The organism is Niveispirillum sp. GW835-FHT14G11, from assembly GCF_058793615.1.
In genome coordinates this window covers 1-15,455 of the sequence record NZ_JBXAFZ010000026.1, presented here as the reverse complement: position 1 = coordinate 15,455, position 15,455 = coordinate 1, and the positions used below count along the sequence as shown (strand labels likewise).

The 15,455-nt window shown below is 60.4% G+C and carries 11 protein-coding genes; all 11 read left to right on the top strand.

Translation table 11 applies throughout. The features are described 5' to 3' along the window. The first annotated feature begins 11 nt into the window (after nt 1-11). Nucleotides 12-2,621 carry a TraC family protein gene (locus AC1Q7F_RS29915; protein ID WP_492512219.1) on the top strand — a complete coding sequence of 870 codons (2,610 nt, stop codon included), beginning with the start codon at nt 12-14 and terminating at the stop codon, nt 2,619-2,621. A gap of 279 nt (nt 2,622-2,900) precedes the next feature. Then, nucleotides 2,901-3,263, top strand: a complete 363-nt coding sequence (locus tag AC1Q7F_RS29910) for a TrbI F-type domain-containing protein (protein ID WP_492512218.1) — start codon at nt 2,901-2,903, stop codon at nt 3,261-3,263. Further along, nucleotides 3,260-3,736 (top strand): signal peptidase I, encoded by a 477-nt coding sequence (gene lepB, locus AC1Q7F_RS29905; RefSeq protein WP_492512217.1) that lies wholly within the window; start codon nt 3,260-3,262, stop codon nt 3,734-3,736. Before AC1Q7F_RS29910 ends, lepB begins: the two co-directional genes overlap by 4 nt. Before the next feature lie 31 nt (nt 3,737-3,767). Next, on the top strand, nt 3,768-4,304 hold the full coding sequence (traW, locus tag AC1Q7F_RS29900) for a type-F conjugative transfer system protein TraW (protein ID WP_492512216.1): 537 nt from the start codon (nt 3,768-3,770) through the stop codon (nt 4,302-4,304). Continuing rightward, entirely contained in the window at nt 4,301-5,305 is a 1,005-nt protein-coding gene (traU, locus tag AC1Q7F_RS29895) for a conjugal transfer pilus assembly protein TraU (RefSeq protein ID WP_298332695.1), read from the top strand. Before traW ends, traU begins: the two co-directional genes overlap by 4 nt. Next, nucleotides 5,290-5,976 carry a type-F conjugative transfer system pilin assembly protein TrbC gene (trbC, locus tag AC1Q7F_RS29890; RefSeq protein ID WP_492512215.1) on the top strand — a complete coding sequence of 229 codons (687 nt, stop codon included), beginning with the start codon at nt 5,290-5,292 and terminating at the stop codon, nt 5,974-5,976. The genes traU and trbC overlap by 16 nt, the downstream gene beginning before the upstream one ends. Beyond that, nucleotides 5,969-7,210 carry a hypothetical protein gene (locus tag AC1Q7F_RS29885; protein WP_492512214.1) on the top strand — a complete coding sequence of 414 codons (1,242 nt, stop codon included), beginning with the start codon at nt 5,969-5,971 and terminating at the stop codon, nt 7,208-7,210. The genes trbC and AC1Q7F_RS29885 overlap by 8 nt, the downstream gene beginning before the upstream one ends. Continuing rightward, nucleotides 7,195-9,828, top strand: a complete 2,634-nt coding sequence (locus AC1Q7F_RS29880; protein WP_492512213.1) for a conjugal transfer protein TraN — start codon at nt 7,195-7,197, stop codon at nt 9,826-9,828. Before AC1Q7F_RS29885 ends, AC1Q7F_RS29880 begins: the two co-directional genes overlap by 16 nt. Further along, entirely contained in the window at nt 9,800-10,612 is an 813-nt protein-coding gene (locus AC1Q7F_RS29875) for a conjugal transfer protein TraF (protein ID WP_298325047.1), read from the top strand. Before AC1Q7F_RS29880 ends, AC1Q7F_RS29875 begins: the two co-directional genes overlap by 29 nt. Next, on the top strand, nt 10,602-11,999 hold the full coding sequence (locus tag AC1Q7F_RS29870; protein WP_298325044.1) for a conjugal transfer protein TraH: 1,398 nt from the start codon (nt 10,602-10,604) through the stop codon (nt 11,997-11,999). Before AC1Q7F_RS29875 ends, AC1Q7F_RS29870 begins: the two co-directional genes overlap by 11 nt. Before the next feature lie 151 nt (nt 12,000-12,150). Beyond that, a partial coding sequence (locus tag AC1Q7F_RS29865; protein ID WP_492512212.1) for a conjugal transfer protein TraG N-terminal domain-containing protein occupies nt 12,151-15,455 on the top strand: 3,305 nt, incomplete at its 3' end.

Here is a 15,455-nt window from a genome sequence, read left to right as displayed (position 1 = left end):
GGGACGATGCCATGCAGGTCCTGAACCGTTTTCACAAGCTTTTCAACCAGCTATTCGGTGACACCGATATCGCGACGGTGCAGGGGCTGGATGTCTCGGGTGTATCCACCATTGGGGAACTTTTCCCCTACCGCAGCTACGATGAAGCATCCTCCATCTACGTGAATGACCGCTCCACGGGCATCCTTGTGGAGATGCTTCCGATCGTTGGGGCAGATGAAAACGTCGTCAAGACGGTCACCGGCCTGGTCGCCGATGGCCTGCCGAAAGGATGCTGCGTTCAGATCATATCCTGGGGGTCTCGCTATTATGGACCGATCCTGGAACGATGGGCTGCTCCGCGTTTGGCCAGGGGCGGGATCCATGGCGAGATCGCGCGCGGGAGGATCAAGTACCTTTCGGGCGCCGCATGGCGACCGCTGACACAGTTAACCAACATTGTCCTGCGGCACCATCGCGTTCTCATCGCTGTCGGCTTGCCCGGGGCGATGACCGATGCGCGTGTGGATGAACTGCTTTCGATCCGCCAGAATCTGATAGGGACGCTGCGCGGGATCAACGTTCCGGCGGTGAATGTCGAACCCAGCCAGCTCCTGGGCATCATTAAGGAATGGATTGAGCCCCATGAGGACGACAATCGGCTTGAGAAGCCGGTCGACCTGATCCAGGCGACCGATCCCGATACCGCAGCAATCTTGGAGAAGGATTGGGCCGACCTACGGCAGCGGCCGGTGCCAGATTACCTTTACCAGGATGACGTGGAGTACGACGCCGAAGAACCCTTGCAGGACCAGGTGGGTGGTCCCGCTGCCCGTATTCAGACCTTGTCGGATCGGTTGTCCTTGGCGGGAGGCCGCTATGAAGCACGCACGTACACCATCACTGGCCGCCCTAAGTTCTGGACACAATGGATGATGGAGAGGCTGATCGGACACCCGATCAACACCTTCCAAAGCATTCGATGCCCCTACCGTATGACTTTGGCATTCCGCGTTCTCGACCAGAACAGCGAGAAGCAGCATGCGACGATGAAGGCCATGAAGACGATGCACGACCTGGAAAAGGGCGGGGCAGCGTATCGGCCGATGTTGGCGGACGAAGCCAAGGACTATCGCTTCTTCTCCCAGAAGCTGGAGGAAGGGCAGAAATCACTCGTAGTCGCACAAACCGTCGATCTCTTTGCTCGGGCTGAAGATTTCGCGCAGGCCGAGCGGGCGCTGAAGAACCTTTTCGGTAGCCAGGGCTGGAAGATAGAGCGCGAACGATATCTCCAATTGCCTATGTTCCTGGTGGGAATGCCGTTTTCAGCAGCCGAAGGGCTGATGGTCGACCTGGCCGACATGAAGCGGACGAAGAAGATGGTGAGCTGGACGGTGGCCAACATCGCTCCCTTCCAGGGCGAGTTCCTGGGCGGGCGAACACCACAGTTGCTGCTGACCGGCCGCCGTGGCCAGCTCATGTGCTTCAGCCCGTTCGATAACAATGCGGGCAACTATAACTGTTCCGTGGTCGGAAAATCAGGCGCCGGCAAGAGTGTGGCCCTGCAAGAGCTTAATGAAGGGGTTGTGGCCTGCGGCGGTCGGGCACGCATCCTGGACGATGGTCGTTCGTTCGAGAGCTCCATCAAGTTGATGGGTGGTGAGGTCATCGAATTCAGTTCGAGATCCGCACCCCAGATCAACCCTTTTGCCATGATCGATCCCGGCATTTTCGAACGCGACAACGAATATGCCGTCGACAGTCTCACCTTCGTCGGGCTCGTCATCCGTCAGATGGCGCGATCTTCGGGCGAAGTTGACGACATTGAGAAGGGAATCATCGAACAGGTCGTGCGCTCGGTCTGGGACACGGAGGGTCCGGCCGGCACCCCTGAGGCGGTGATGCGCAAGCTCTCCGAGCACGGCCATTCCTACGCCAAGGACCTAGCGCAGATGATGGCCAGCTTCGGCAAGGCCGGTACGTTCGGTCGCTATTTCAACAGCGGTGCTAATATCGACCTGAGCAACCCGCTGATCGGCTTCGAGTTGAGCGAAATCAAGTCGCGCAAGGAGTTGCAGTCCATCGTCCTGATGCTCTGCATGTTCCTGGTCAGCGACGAAATGTACCGCGCCCCGCGGGATATCATCAAATCCCTAACCATCGACGAAGCGTGGGACTTGCTGCAAGGCAAGGCCAGCGGCGCTTTCATTGAGGGATATGTTCGTCGGTGCCGCAAGTACAACGGCTCATTACTGACGGGGACCCAGGGGGTCGACGATTATTTCAAGACCCCGGGCGCCAAGGCGTGTTTTGAGAACTCCGACTATTTCCTGCTGATGGCGCAAAAGCCCGAAAGCATCACCGCCCTCAAGAATTCCGGGCGGATCGAAATGAATGAGCGCACGGAAATGCTGCTCAAATCCGTGAAGACCGTGGCTGGGGAGTTCGCCGAGATCGCCATCAAAGGCCCAGAGATATTCCATGTCGGCCGGCTCATCCTTGATCCGGTGGCGATGGCCACGTACAGCTCCAAGGGCCCGGAGTTCGAGGAAATCCAGAAAGCAATTCGCGCCGGCGAGCCGCGCGAGAAAGCCATCCGCCGTGTTGCAGATCGGATCGAGAGGCAACGCCGTGCTGCATGATCCAATAAGGAAGAGCGCTGCCGCCGTGGCTGGGCGTGCTCTCATGGAGGTTAGTACCACGTGGGTTGGCTTCTGGTTCGTGTTTCCGTTCATCGGCGGAACGACGGGACTGGGTGCAGTCATTCGACGGGTATGCGGCCGGATCGCAGTGGCCAACGACGCCACGATCCTTGGCCTTATTGGCTTGGCCATGGCGGTTTTCGCTGTCCTTTGGGTTTGGCGCTGGACGGTGGACCTGGCGGAAGCAGTGTGGCCGCTGTGGCCTTGGGAGAATGTACGATGAAACTGGTCGTCAATATCGCGGCGGTGGTGTTGCTGATCGTCCTTAGCATCAGCGCCTATCATCTCGCCATCGTCCGGCCGGCTCTCATGGCCGACCGGCAGGTGGCCATGCTTGACGTCGACCAGCTTCTGAAGGACATGGTCGTGGCCCTCGCGCAGTCGGGCGCTTCCGACGATGAAATTCGCAACAAGTCGACAACCTTCCGACAGAAGCTGGAAGAGGCGGCGCGGCTCATTGAAAGTCGTGACCGCGTGGTCCTGATCAACGCGGCGGCCGTCGTAGGGTCTGCTTCGCCAGATTATACGTCGGTCGTTCGAGAGGCACTGGAACTGCCGGCGCCCAAGGCGGAAAGGCCATGAACTGGCGGATCTCACCTGCGACGGCGGTGCATCTTGCATGGTGCGCGGCAGTCGGCGGCGGGCTCGCCGCCACGTCGCAATATTACACAATCGGGGTTTCGCACAGCCAGAGCCTGCCGGAACTGCTGTTCCTGGTCGAACGTGGCCATCCCTTCCAGCGCGGCGACGCTGTCCAGTTCATCGCACCGCCCAATCCCATGTTCACGAAGCCGTTTGTGAAGCGGGTTGTGGGACTGCCAGGGGACGTGGTGGAGCATCGGGGAGGGGATGTGTTCGTTGCCGGGCGCCGGGTCGGCCCTGTGCAGACGCAGACCTTGCAGGGTCGTCCCCTTCAACCTGGCCCGGCCGGCATCATCCCGGAAGGCTATCTGTTCCTCGCTGGCTCGCATGAGAGGTCCTATGACTCCCGGTACGCGGAAATCGGTTTGGTGCCTGTCACTGCTGTTGTTGGCCGGGCCATTCCTCTGCTCTAGCGATGCAGCGGATCTCGGTACACATGGAAAGTTGTATCCCGTTGTCGAGACCGATCTCCTGGCATTGATCCAAGACCGGCTCGCCAGCATGGAGGCGAGCGGAGAGCTGGCCAAGCTGAATGCTGAGATGGTCAACCGCGTCACCCGCAACGCGCGGCGGCCGCCTCCCGTGCCGGGCATCCAGCGCGCGTCCACCAACAGAACCTGGCTCGTGGATCCGTCGGTCATTGCGGAGCGCGACATCGCCGACCACCGCGGCGTGGTCTTCGTGCGGGCGGGAACGCGGGTCAACCCGCTCTCCTATGCGCCATTCACAAAGACCTTGATCTTCCTGGATGGCGATGATCCTGCACAAATCGATTGGGTGCGGCATGCGACCGCGACGTTTGGACCGACGGCGAAGATCATCCTGACAAGCGGCGATGTATTCGATGCCATGCGGGCATTGTCTGTGCCCGTCTACTTCGATCAAGGCGGACGCCTGACCACGAGATGGGGCATCAAGGCGGTGCCGGCGACCGTCCAGCAGGATGGGGAAGCACTCCGCATCAGGGAGGAGGCGCTATGAAACTCTGGTTGGCCGCATGCCTCGTTGGTCTTCTATTGCTCCGATCAGGGCCAGCACAGGCCGATTCCTCAGGGTGCACAGGGTCGTTCGTTAACCCCATCGCCGACATCTGCTGGTCATGCCTATTTCCGTTGACCTTGGGGTCGATCACGCTGGTCGGTGGCGATCGGCTCGACACCTCGAATCCCGGCTTCCCCCTCTGCACCTGCCCTGCGCCGCCGCCACTTCTGATCCGGCCTGGGATTGCCATTGGGTTCTGGGAACCGGTGCGGTTGGTCGATGTCGCGCATGTCCCGTGGTGTTTCGTCAACCTCGGCGGCCTGGAGCTGCCCGCACCGATCAAGGTCGGCGGCGCGAAGACACAGTCGCGCGGCGGCGGAACCGGGCATGCCAATTGGCATGTACATTGGTACGTCTATCCGCTCATCTATTGGTTGGAGTTGCTCGTCGATTTTCTGTGCTTGGAGATGTCCACGTTCGATATCGCCTACATTACGGAAATCGATCCAATGTGGCTGGACGACGAACTCACGTTCCTGATCAACCCCGAGGCCGCACTGTTCAACACGCCGCTTGCGCAGGCGGCTTGTGCCGCTGATTGTGTCGCCGCGTCGGCTGGCTTGCCGCTGGACCCGTTGTTCTGGTGCGCCGGCTGCCAGGGCAGCCTCTATCCGCTCGATGGTAACATCCAGGCACAGACCGGTGCCGTCCAGGGCTCGCTACTGGCCACCGAGAGGATGGCCTATAAACTTCACCGCGAACTCATCCTCTGGGGTTCATTCGGCTCCGACGGCATGTGCGGTCGCTATCCGATGCCGGTTATGCGGAAGTCCCAGTATCGGAGCCAGATGGTCAACCCTGTGCCGACCAGCCGCGGCCCGAATGCCTGCCCCCCCTTCGGTCGCACGACGACGATCTATGAATCCAATCGCATGGTGCCGGTCGTCGGCGAGAATTTCGGCTATTTGATCTGGAGGAAGCGGAATTGCTGCGCGCTCTAAAGCTGCTGGCGGCGGGGTTGGCCATCGTCGCGTCGAATGTTGCTGCCGGGCAGGACAGCCCGCAGGATTTCGTTAACCAGATTCTCCGCCAGCATCCTCAGGCTCTGCGCGATGCTACGGAACTTCACGAGGCGCTGAAGGATCTGACGGTGCAGGGGCAGGCCGACGGCGTCGGACTGAATGGGATCGACTTGGGGGCTTTGGTCGATACGTCTGCCATGGGAAGTGGCGCGGCGGCCGACCGGGCCCGAATGCCCGCGATCCTTATCTTCGTCAGTTCGTCCATGCCCCCGCCGTCGATCAAGGCAGCCGCCACTCAGGCCCGCCGTGCCGGCGGAGCGGTCGTGATGCGCGGTCTAGTGGACAACAGCCTGACGAAGACGGCCACATTCCTGGCCGAAGCCTTTGGCGACCAGGCGAAGGAGCTGGGTCTGCTCGTGGATCCTCGCCTTTTCGCCACCTATCGGGTGGATGCTGTACCGGCAGTCGTGGTTTCCGCAGTCGGGCCCATCATGTGCGAGGGTGAACCGGGGTGTGAAGGGCTGCCCGACTACGACCGGATCGCGGGCGATGTGTCGCTGCAGTTTGCGTTGGAGGCGATCGCGGACGCAGGCGGACCTGGTGCAGCAACGGCGTCCGAAGGACTCGCCAGGATCAAGCGCGATGAATAGCTGCTTTCGTTACCTGCGGTACGGTCTGCTGACCATCGCGCTGGTGGCGTGGCCCGCGTGCGGTCAGCAGCCAACGGCCCGCCAGGACGGGAAGGCCTTTGGTGGCGCCACCAGCAATCTGCCGGGAAACGCGCTGTCCCAGCCCGATGCGGCTGGCACTGTGCCCGGCTATGGCGGCACGGACCTTTCCGAGAAGACCTATATCCACGGCAACATGTATGATGCCGGTGTGGTCGACGCGACCAATGACGAGGCCGCGCAACTGCTCAAGGATTCCTTCCAGGGGCGCCCGTCGGTGCCGGTGGGCCGGGACGATCCTTGGATGGACAATTATTGGACCGTCCAGAACGACCCCCGTAGCGTCGTTCCTGATTTCACCGGCCAGTACGGCGACTGCACGTCCGCACCGGGCGGCACCAGCCCGCCGACCGATCGCATCCGCACCTGCGATGAATACACCAAGATCGAGGGGCGGAGCTGCAACGACACGCAGATTGTCGAGGTTGACCAGGATCAAACCTACCGGTGCCAGCGCACCAACGACCGCCGGCCCGAAGAATGCCCCATGACGCGTGATGTCCAGGTTGACCAGGACCCGGTGTACGACTGCACCGTATCGTCATCCACCGCGCCGCAGTCCTGCACGATGACCCGTGATGTCGGCGTGGATTCCGACCCGATCTATCGCTGCAATGTCCTGTCGACCACCCGCCCGGAGGAATGCCGGGTCACGCGCCAAGTTACTACAGATGCCGACTATATCTATAGCTGTGCGAAATCGGGCGAGAAATCCCCTAGCTCTTGCACCATTGGGCGCCAGATCGATGTGCGGGCGGACTACACCTACTCATGCAAGCGGACGCGTGACTATGTCACGAAGACCTGTGACGTCTATTACACTGCGCAATGTACCTCCATCGGCCAATGCTATGGGGGCGCCGTTGCCCTGTCCTGGGAGGAGTGGGACTGCCAGCTGCAGAACGGTAACCGGTGCTATATGGCACATGTTGGGGTCTCATTTGGATCCGGATCCCCGCAGAACAGCATCTCGGTGAGTGGAGGTGGCTGTGGCAACCCGAGCATCTCGGAAGGTTGGGCAGGCGATCGCAGCAGCGTCACGGTTAGCGCCCAGTGCCGACAGACTAACGCCCCGTCGCCCGGTGGGGTGCAGTGGTATTACGGCTGCTGCAACGGCGCCGGCGCCAGCATGGTGGACGAATGCGCCAACATCTGATCCGCCTTCTGACAGCAGCGCTGATCCTGATCATCTGGGTCGGGGCGGCGGCGGCCGTCTCCCCGAGCTGCCGCCTATCGGGCCAAACCTGTATAGAAGGTGGCGGTTCCCGGAGCGTCGGTGGCGCCAGCGTCTATCAGGATTGCTGGCGGACCAGATACACCTATTCGTGTGGCGGGCCTGGCTACTCCGACTATTGTGCAGGCCTCCGAGGTGCGTGCGCCGGCAGCGGCAGTTCATGCTCATCGATGGGAGCCGATGGCGTCTGCGATGAATATACCGAGACCTATACATGCGGCTCGCCCCAGGGCGGTAACGTTACGCTCATCAATACCTCGTACACGATCGTTCGTGACGAGCTCGTTAACGGTTGCTCGTCCCACGAGACGTCCTGCACGAAAATCGGTGAGGTGTGCACCGAGGGAGGGGGAACCCGAAATATCGGGGGCAAAGACGTCTGGAAGGATTGCTGGGCGTGGCGCCGTGACTATATGTGCGCCAATCCCAGCCCCTACGACCATTGCACCGCCTATGCCAGTGCGCCGGGCTGCACATCGGGCGGCACCAGCTGCGTGTCGCAGTATTCGGACGGGTCCTGCCAACAGTACAGCACGACATATAACTGTCCCGACCAGGTCGCCGGCGCCGGCACGCTGAATCAAACCGTCTACCGTGTCGTGAGCGACACGAATGTCGCAGCCTGTGCATCCCAGCAATCGCGTAGCTCCTGTGTCCAGGGAGGGGATACCTGCGCCGAAGGGGCCGGAACCCGCAACATTGGTGGCATGGATGTCTATCGCGACTGCTGGGCCTGGAACCGCGCATATACCTGCGCGAACCCGGATTACCGTGACGACTGCACCCCATATCGAAACGGGTGTGCGCAGGTCGCCTCGCTGGGATGCACCCAGACCTACACCAATGGCAGCTGCGCCACGACCTCCTACGAGTACCGGTGTGAGGACCCGGTTTCCGGTAACGGCACGATCACGGGCTATGGATATGATGTGATCCGTGACCAGGTCGTCAGCGGCTGCACGGCGCAAACTGGCAACAACACCTGCGGTCTGTCATCTGAGACATGTAGCGAAGGGGCCGGTACCCGCAACATCAACGGCATGAACGTTCACCGCGATTGCTGGAAGTGGAACCGTACCTATACCTGCGCCAACCCCTCGCCATTTGATAACTGCACAGCCTACGCCGCCAGCGGATGCAGCAATCGCGGCAATCGGTGCACAGGCACGGCTTTCGACGGCAGCTGCTCCGTCTATACCCACAACTACCGCTGCAGCGATGTGGTCAGTGGCGGCGGCGGCCGCGTCGGCACCGAATATACCGTCATCAAAGACGAGGTCGTCAGCGGCTGCACGTCGCAGACCTCGCGGGGCTGCGGGCTTCAGTCGGAGCGGTGCACCGAAGGGCCGCAGACGCGGACGATCAATGGTGGACCGGTCTATAGAGACTGCTGGGCCTGGTCGCGCGTCTATTCCTGCCCCAATCCGGGCTACTACGACGATTGCTCAGCCTATAACGGGCGATGCACAGAGACCGCGACCAGCTGCAATCGGACATTCTTCGACGGCAGCTGCGATCTCACGACAGCGGATTGGCGATGCCCGGACCCGGTAGCCGGCGGCGGCAGCCATACAGGTACCATCTATACGGTGACGCGGGACGAAGTCATTAACGACTGTAGCGCCTACACCGACGGGAACATATGCGGGCAGCCCCCGACCACGCGCTGTATCGAGGGCGCAGAAACCAGGGTCATCAATGGCCTGCCGGTTCACAAATCCTGCTGGAAATGGGAGCGCTCCTACCAGTGCCAGGGAAGCGTGACCAACGATTGCGCGATCCTGGAGGCGAGCTGTGTCTTCGAAAACAAGACCTGCATCCAATCCGATGCATACGGCCGCTGCAAAAATTATGAACGTACCTACCGGTGTGGCGGGCAGGGCGCCCCGGACGGGCAGAACCCGCCGATCCTTCAATGCGGTGAGACGGTTTACTGCATCAATGGTGAGTGCGACAGCATCACCAGGGAGCCCAATGACGATTTCGCCATGGCACTCACTTGGCTGAACCTGCAACGCGACTTCTCGAAGGATTTCGACCCAGCTACCAATCAGGTGTTCAAGGGTGACAGCCACAAATGTCGCAAGCAGTTCACCGGGGTGTTGAACTGCTGCAAAGAGGAATCCGGTTGGGGTACGGACATCGGCTTGGCCTCCTGCAACACCGAGGAAAAGGAACTCTGGGTAAAGCAGGATGACAAGCGGACGGTCTATATCGGAACCTACTGTGCCTCGTCGTTCCTGGGCGTGTGCCTTGAAAAGAAGCGCACCTATTGCGGTTTCGACTCCCGATTGGCCCGCATCGTCCACGAGCAGGGCCGTTCACAACTGCATATTTCCTGGGGCACGCCGAAGGACCCTGATTGTCGGGGGCTGACCATCAACGAGCTGCAGGCGGTCGATTGGTCGCGGATCGATCTGCGCGAATTCTACCCACAGATCTACGAGCAAACCCAGCTTCCCAATGTCTCCGCCTCGCAGCAGAACCTTCAACAGAGGATTCAGACCTTCTATGCTTCGCAACCGTCTCCAGGAAACTGAACTGGGCCTGGCGACGCTCGCCGTGATCCTGTTCGTGACATTGCCGGCAGTGGCGGACGCCACCAGCTATTGCGCGGAACAGCGCGAGTTGGGGTGGTCATTCTATTGTGACCCGCCCAAGCGGCCGCGACCACAGCCGCCGTCTGCACCCGAGATTCCGGCGCCGACCGCGATCGACCCGCTGGAAGAGGTCGCTCAAATGAGGCAGCGGCTGGATCGCGCCCGCGCCACGGCGCTCCTAGATCCACGAAACGATGACAAAGTGGCCGAATACGTGGCGCTTCAGAACGAGAGCGTGGATCGTGCCGGCACCTTTTCGGATACGTGGCGGCGCGTGCTATGGACCAGGCCGGAGCTGGACTACACACTCAAGCGCCCTGTTGGCAACCTGGCGAAAAATACCTGGCTGGATGCCCGCCGGGAAGCTCAGAAGGAAGCCGCCGCGTCTCTGGGCGAACGCTACGGCGTGATCTTCGTCTACTCGTCGACCTGCCCTTACTGCCAAGCGTATAGCCCCGTGCTGCGGCACTGGGCCGATGCAAACGGGGTCCACGTCCTGCCGGTGACGGTGGATGGTGCCATGCTGCCCGAATGGCCCGATTCACAGCTCGATGATGGCCAGGTCGCAAAGATGGGCCTCGCCGGTAAGCCGGTGCCCGCAACGGTCTTGTTCGACAGCGAGACGAACCAGGTCGTTCCGATTGCTTTCGGTGCTATCTCGGCCGACGAGCTCGGCGAGCGCGTGTTGCTGCAGACGAGAGTGGAGGTGGGTGATGATTATTAAGCGGCTCCTGGGGTCAATCAGCATCGTCGCTCTGCTGGCTGTGCCGCCGGCCGCGGCCGACGTTGGCAACAAAATGACGAACTTCTGGACCGACATGGGCGGCCGGATGAACGTGACCGAACCGGGCAAGGGACAGCAGGCCGGATATTATACGGGCGGCGGAGTCTTCATGCGAACACCGGTGAGGCAAGCCAACCTAGCCGCCATCACGCTGCCATCCTTCCGCGCCGGCTGCGGCGGCATCGACGCCTTCGCCGGCGCATTCAGCCACATCAGCGCCGGCGAGTTCGTGAGCACACTGAAGGGCATTGCCAACAATGCAGCCGGCTTTGCGTTCCAAATCGGCATTGAGACACTGGCGCCCGTCGTCGCGGAGAAACTGGGCGAACTGAATGATCTGATGCAGCGCATCAATCAGGCGTCCATCAACAGTTGCGAGACAGCGCAGGCAGCGGTCGGCTCGCTGTGGCCGCAGATGCAACGATCGAGCAAGGCCATTTGTGAGCAGATCGGCAACAATCAGGGCCTGTTTTCCGATTATGCAGCCGCGCGCCACGGGTGCGGGAAGCGTGGCCAGTTGGCGTCCACGCTGGCGACAGCCACCGGTCCGGAAGCCGAACAGATCCCCATCAATAAGAACCTGACCTGGGAGGCGCTTAAGGCCCATCCGCTGATTGCCGATGATCCCGAGTTCATGCGGTTGCTGCTGACCATCATGGGAACGATGATGGTGGTCACCCCGGACAATGACAGCCAACCAGGCAAGCTGGACATCCTTCCACCCCAAGTCATCAACCCTGAAACGATATCTGTGTTGCTGAACGGGGGCAGTGTCCGGGTTCATAGATGCGCGGATGCCGGCAACAAGTGCCTGGACCTGCGACGGTACGATGAGACGATCACGATCACTGCCGGCAAGGGCTTCAAGGAGCGGGTGAGTGGGTTGCTCACCAACATCATCAGTAACATCAAGAATAGACAGGCAAATTCAGCCGCAGAAGGCGACCTTCTGAAGGTCACGACATTGCCGGTCCAGAAGATGTTGGCTGTTCAGGCTACCTACCAGCCTATGGCGGCCGCCATTCAGGCGAACCAGTATGCGGACATCATCGCGCTCGACATCCTCTACGAATTTCTGGGCATGACGATCGACATGGTGGAAGAGAGCGCCACCGCGAAGATCCAGATCGCCGACCAGACCCTTCTTCGCGACTGGCTCGACACCCTGTCTAAGAGCCGACTGGCTCTGGCCAGACATCGAAGCCAGAGCTACGACACGATGAATCGTAGCATGGAACTCATCGAACGCACGCAGTTCGTGGAGGGGCAGCTCATGTCCCGCCTCGGCCCACGTCTCGCGGCAAATATCAATTTCTCCCGCCGCTAGGCACCGCTGTAGTCCGCGACCCCGATTAGCAGCAGTTAAAATCTAGCATTTACGGCCAATGACAGAAATTGTCGGCTACTGAGGGACAGGTATCATGGCTACGGAAGCTTGGCAGGTTGTGACAATCGGAGGAGGGGAGCTGTATGTTGACATGCTCAACGTCGTCGCTTCGTTTGTTGGAACAACGTCCAGCGTCAATAGCTTCAAATCGTTCCTTGCCCTGACGGTAATGGTTGGATTCTTCGGTCTATTGATCCGGACCGCCTTTGGCGGGACCTTTAAGGCTATGATGGAGTGGGTAGTCTTCGTGACGGTGGCGATAAACGCGCTTCTGTTGGTCCCAGCGCGTGTCCAGGTCGTCGACCGTATCAATTCCACGTTACCCGGTGCTGTTGTTGACAATGTTCCAATTGGGCTTGCAGTCATCGTGTCGCTTACGACGACGGTGGGCGACTGGGCGACCCGTGAAATGGAAGCGTTGACGTCGCTCCCAAACGATCTCACCTACGCAAAGAATGGAATGCTCTTTGGCTCGCGATTAATGGAGGAAGTCACAAAGGTCGAAATAGTCAATTCAGAATTTGGAGGCAATGTCTCCAGCTACATGAAGCAGTGCGTTCTATATGATCTACTGAATGGTCATATCCCAATAGACAGCATGTCTCAATCGGATGACCTCTGGAATTTTCTGACCGTCACCTACTCACCCAACCCAGCGCTTTCCATGGACTACACAAACGGCACAACCAAGGAGATTGTTGCGTGCACGGAGGGACGGGACCGTCTGAACTTGGTCTGGCCCACCCAGGTCACCTCCGGCGTGAACATGCTCGCCCGGCGGCTCTTTCCAAACCGCGATGCGACGACAGCGCAATCGCTCCTCGTTTCTGCATTGCCAGTTGCCCATGAGTATCTTGTCGGGGTGTCGAAGACAGCGAGCCAAGCCGTCAAGCAGTCGATGATGATCAACGTGATCGATGCTGCTATGCGGGAAGCGTCCGCGGAAGCCGGTTCCACTGCGGCGCTGACAGCCTATGTCGATGCTCGCACTGACCTTTCGACGCTCCGCGCGCAACAGGCTGGCGGCCGCGCAGCGACCAAATGGCTCCCTCTTCTGAAGTTGACGCTGGAGGCGGCGTTCGTCGGCATATTCGTGTTGTCCTTTCCGCTAGCCATGGTTTCAAAAGAGGGCGGCGTTAAGCTCGGCATTTCATATCTTCAGGGATTTGTCTGGGTCGCCAGCTTTGGTCCGATCTATGCAATCGTGCATCGCGTGGCGACGTCAGACGCGCGCTCTGACAGTCTTATCGCCGCCCTGACAGCAGCTGGAGGTCAAGGCCTGACGCTCGCCACCGCGTCTGGTATCCGTGGCGTTCATGCGGAAATTGCCGCGTCTGGCGCCTATATGTACTTGGCGGTACCGGTATTGGCGGCGGCGGTTGCCGGTGGCCTGATGGCAGCGACAAGCGTTGCTCAAACCGCACTGTTCGCCCCGCAGCGGGCGGCGCAGGCCGCCGGCGAGGAAACTGCCACAGGAAACGTCGCCCTCGGGAACAACAGCACTGATAACTACAGCTACGGCAACGCGTCATTCCACCAAGTTGCCACTGACGGTTCACTGAGGGCCGGAGGCTTTTCAATCGAAGGCGGGAGTGGTCAAACCACACGCATCGGTGATTCCGGTCGTGTGATAACGGACAACACCGGGGCTACGTCCAATTTAGGCACCGGCTTGGAGCTGGGAAGGAACCTGGGTAGGGAACTATCGCGTCGTGGCTCTCAGGAGGTATCCGCCGGCGATCAGCTGTCCACACGATCCGCTGAATCTAAGATCGGATCGTTTAATGACGTTATCGACTATGCGTCCACGCAATCCACATCGGCTGCGGCCTCTACCGCACTTCGAGAAACCTTGTCAGCAAGCGAAGTCCAAGCGCTGGAATCAGTAAAGCAGGGTGCCGACCGGTTCGCGAAGGACAACAACCTCAGTTCCGCCGTTGCAGCGTCTGTACTGGCGCAGGCAGCCGTGGAAGGCGAAACGCCGGGCCTGGGTTTTATACCCAAGGTGAAAGGATCTGTTGGGGGATCGCTAAATACCCAAGGGGTCGATAGCGAAACCTACGCCAAGGCAAAGGAATTCGTGCAGCAGACAGGCTACCGTAGATCACTAGACGTGGCGACAAACGCGATGCGTGAGAAGTCTAACGACTTCCGTGATGGAAACGAAAAGAACCTCGGTCATCGTCTCTCATCAGATTACGGTGAACAGAAGCGTCTCGATACCGAGGCACAAGCCCACTATACGCGCGCCAAGCAATACCAGACGGCGGCAACTGACACTGATCTCCAGAGTGCTGCGATCCACCAAAATCTGTCGCAGCCCTTCATCGAGTGGGCCCGTGAGCAGACCAATCCATGGACGGGGACCGCATACGGTACAACTGCCGACGGATTGACGACATCTGCGAGACCGGAGGACCAGGCGATAGTTCGGTCGCTCGCCGACCGGTACATTCAAGAGCGTGCCGCCACTTATCTCGACCAGAATCCAGCGCCCAGCACGTTTGAGCCTACCAAGGGTGATTACCAGGATGAGGCGGCACGGCTGGCAACGGCAGCGCCCACTGGAGGGTTGGCGGGTGCAGCAGTGTTGAGTTCCGCTTCATCACAAGGGCTCACACCAGACCGTCAGATCGGTTCGGTCACGAACGTCGATGCCAAGATTGCAGCAGCCGAGCAAGGGGTGGGCGCTGGTGCTGCCGCGGTTGAGGATATGGGACAGCGGCGCAAAGGCGACGTATTATTGAAGCAGCAGGAAGACGGAGCCATGGGTGCCGCGGGCGATGCGCTGCTACGGCTCGGGGGCAATATCACTGCCGGGGTCAAGAACCTCGCGAAAACGGCGCTCGACGGTGGCGACGATCGCCCCCTGGATCAGAAGATTACATCCAAGGCTGCTGAAATCGAGACGTTAGCTGAGAGCGGCGAGCACCCGGCGGAGCTGCAATCTGCTCGACGAGATATGGCCGGGCTGGAAGGTGAACGCACTGCCGAACTGGAGTGGTATGACAAAAGTATTGAAGGCAAGGACCGGGCGATTGCCTCCCTTTCGGAGACCTCGGGCGGCGCCCATTGGGCGCTGCCGAACATGCAGGGTGGCCGGGATGCCGTTGCAAAAGATAGGGAAAAGCTAGCAGCAGCGCCAACGGCGCAATCCAACCCGGTGTTGGCATCTGGACCGGGCGAACTGGCCGGCACGAGACCTTTCGGCCCGGCCACACCGCCTCAGGGTCAGACCGTGCCGGTTGCTGCTCCTGACAGTGCCGGCGGAACCCGAAGCCACACCATGCTGGCCACCGGCGCCAACACCGCGCTGGATCCGGTTGGCACGACGCCGGTGCCCGGTCCAGCCGCACCGCCTCAGGGTCAACCCGTGCCGGTTGCTGCTCCTGACAG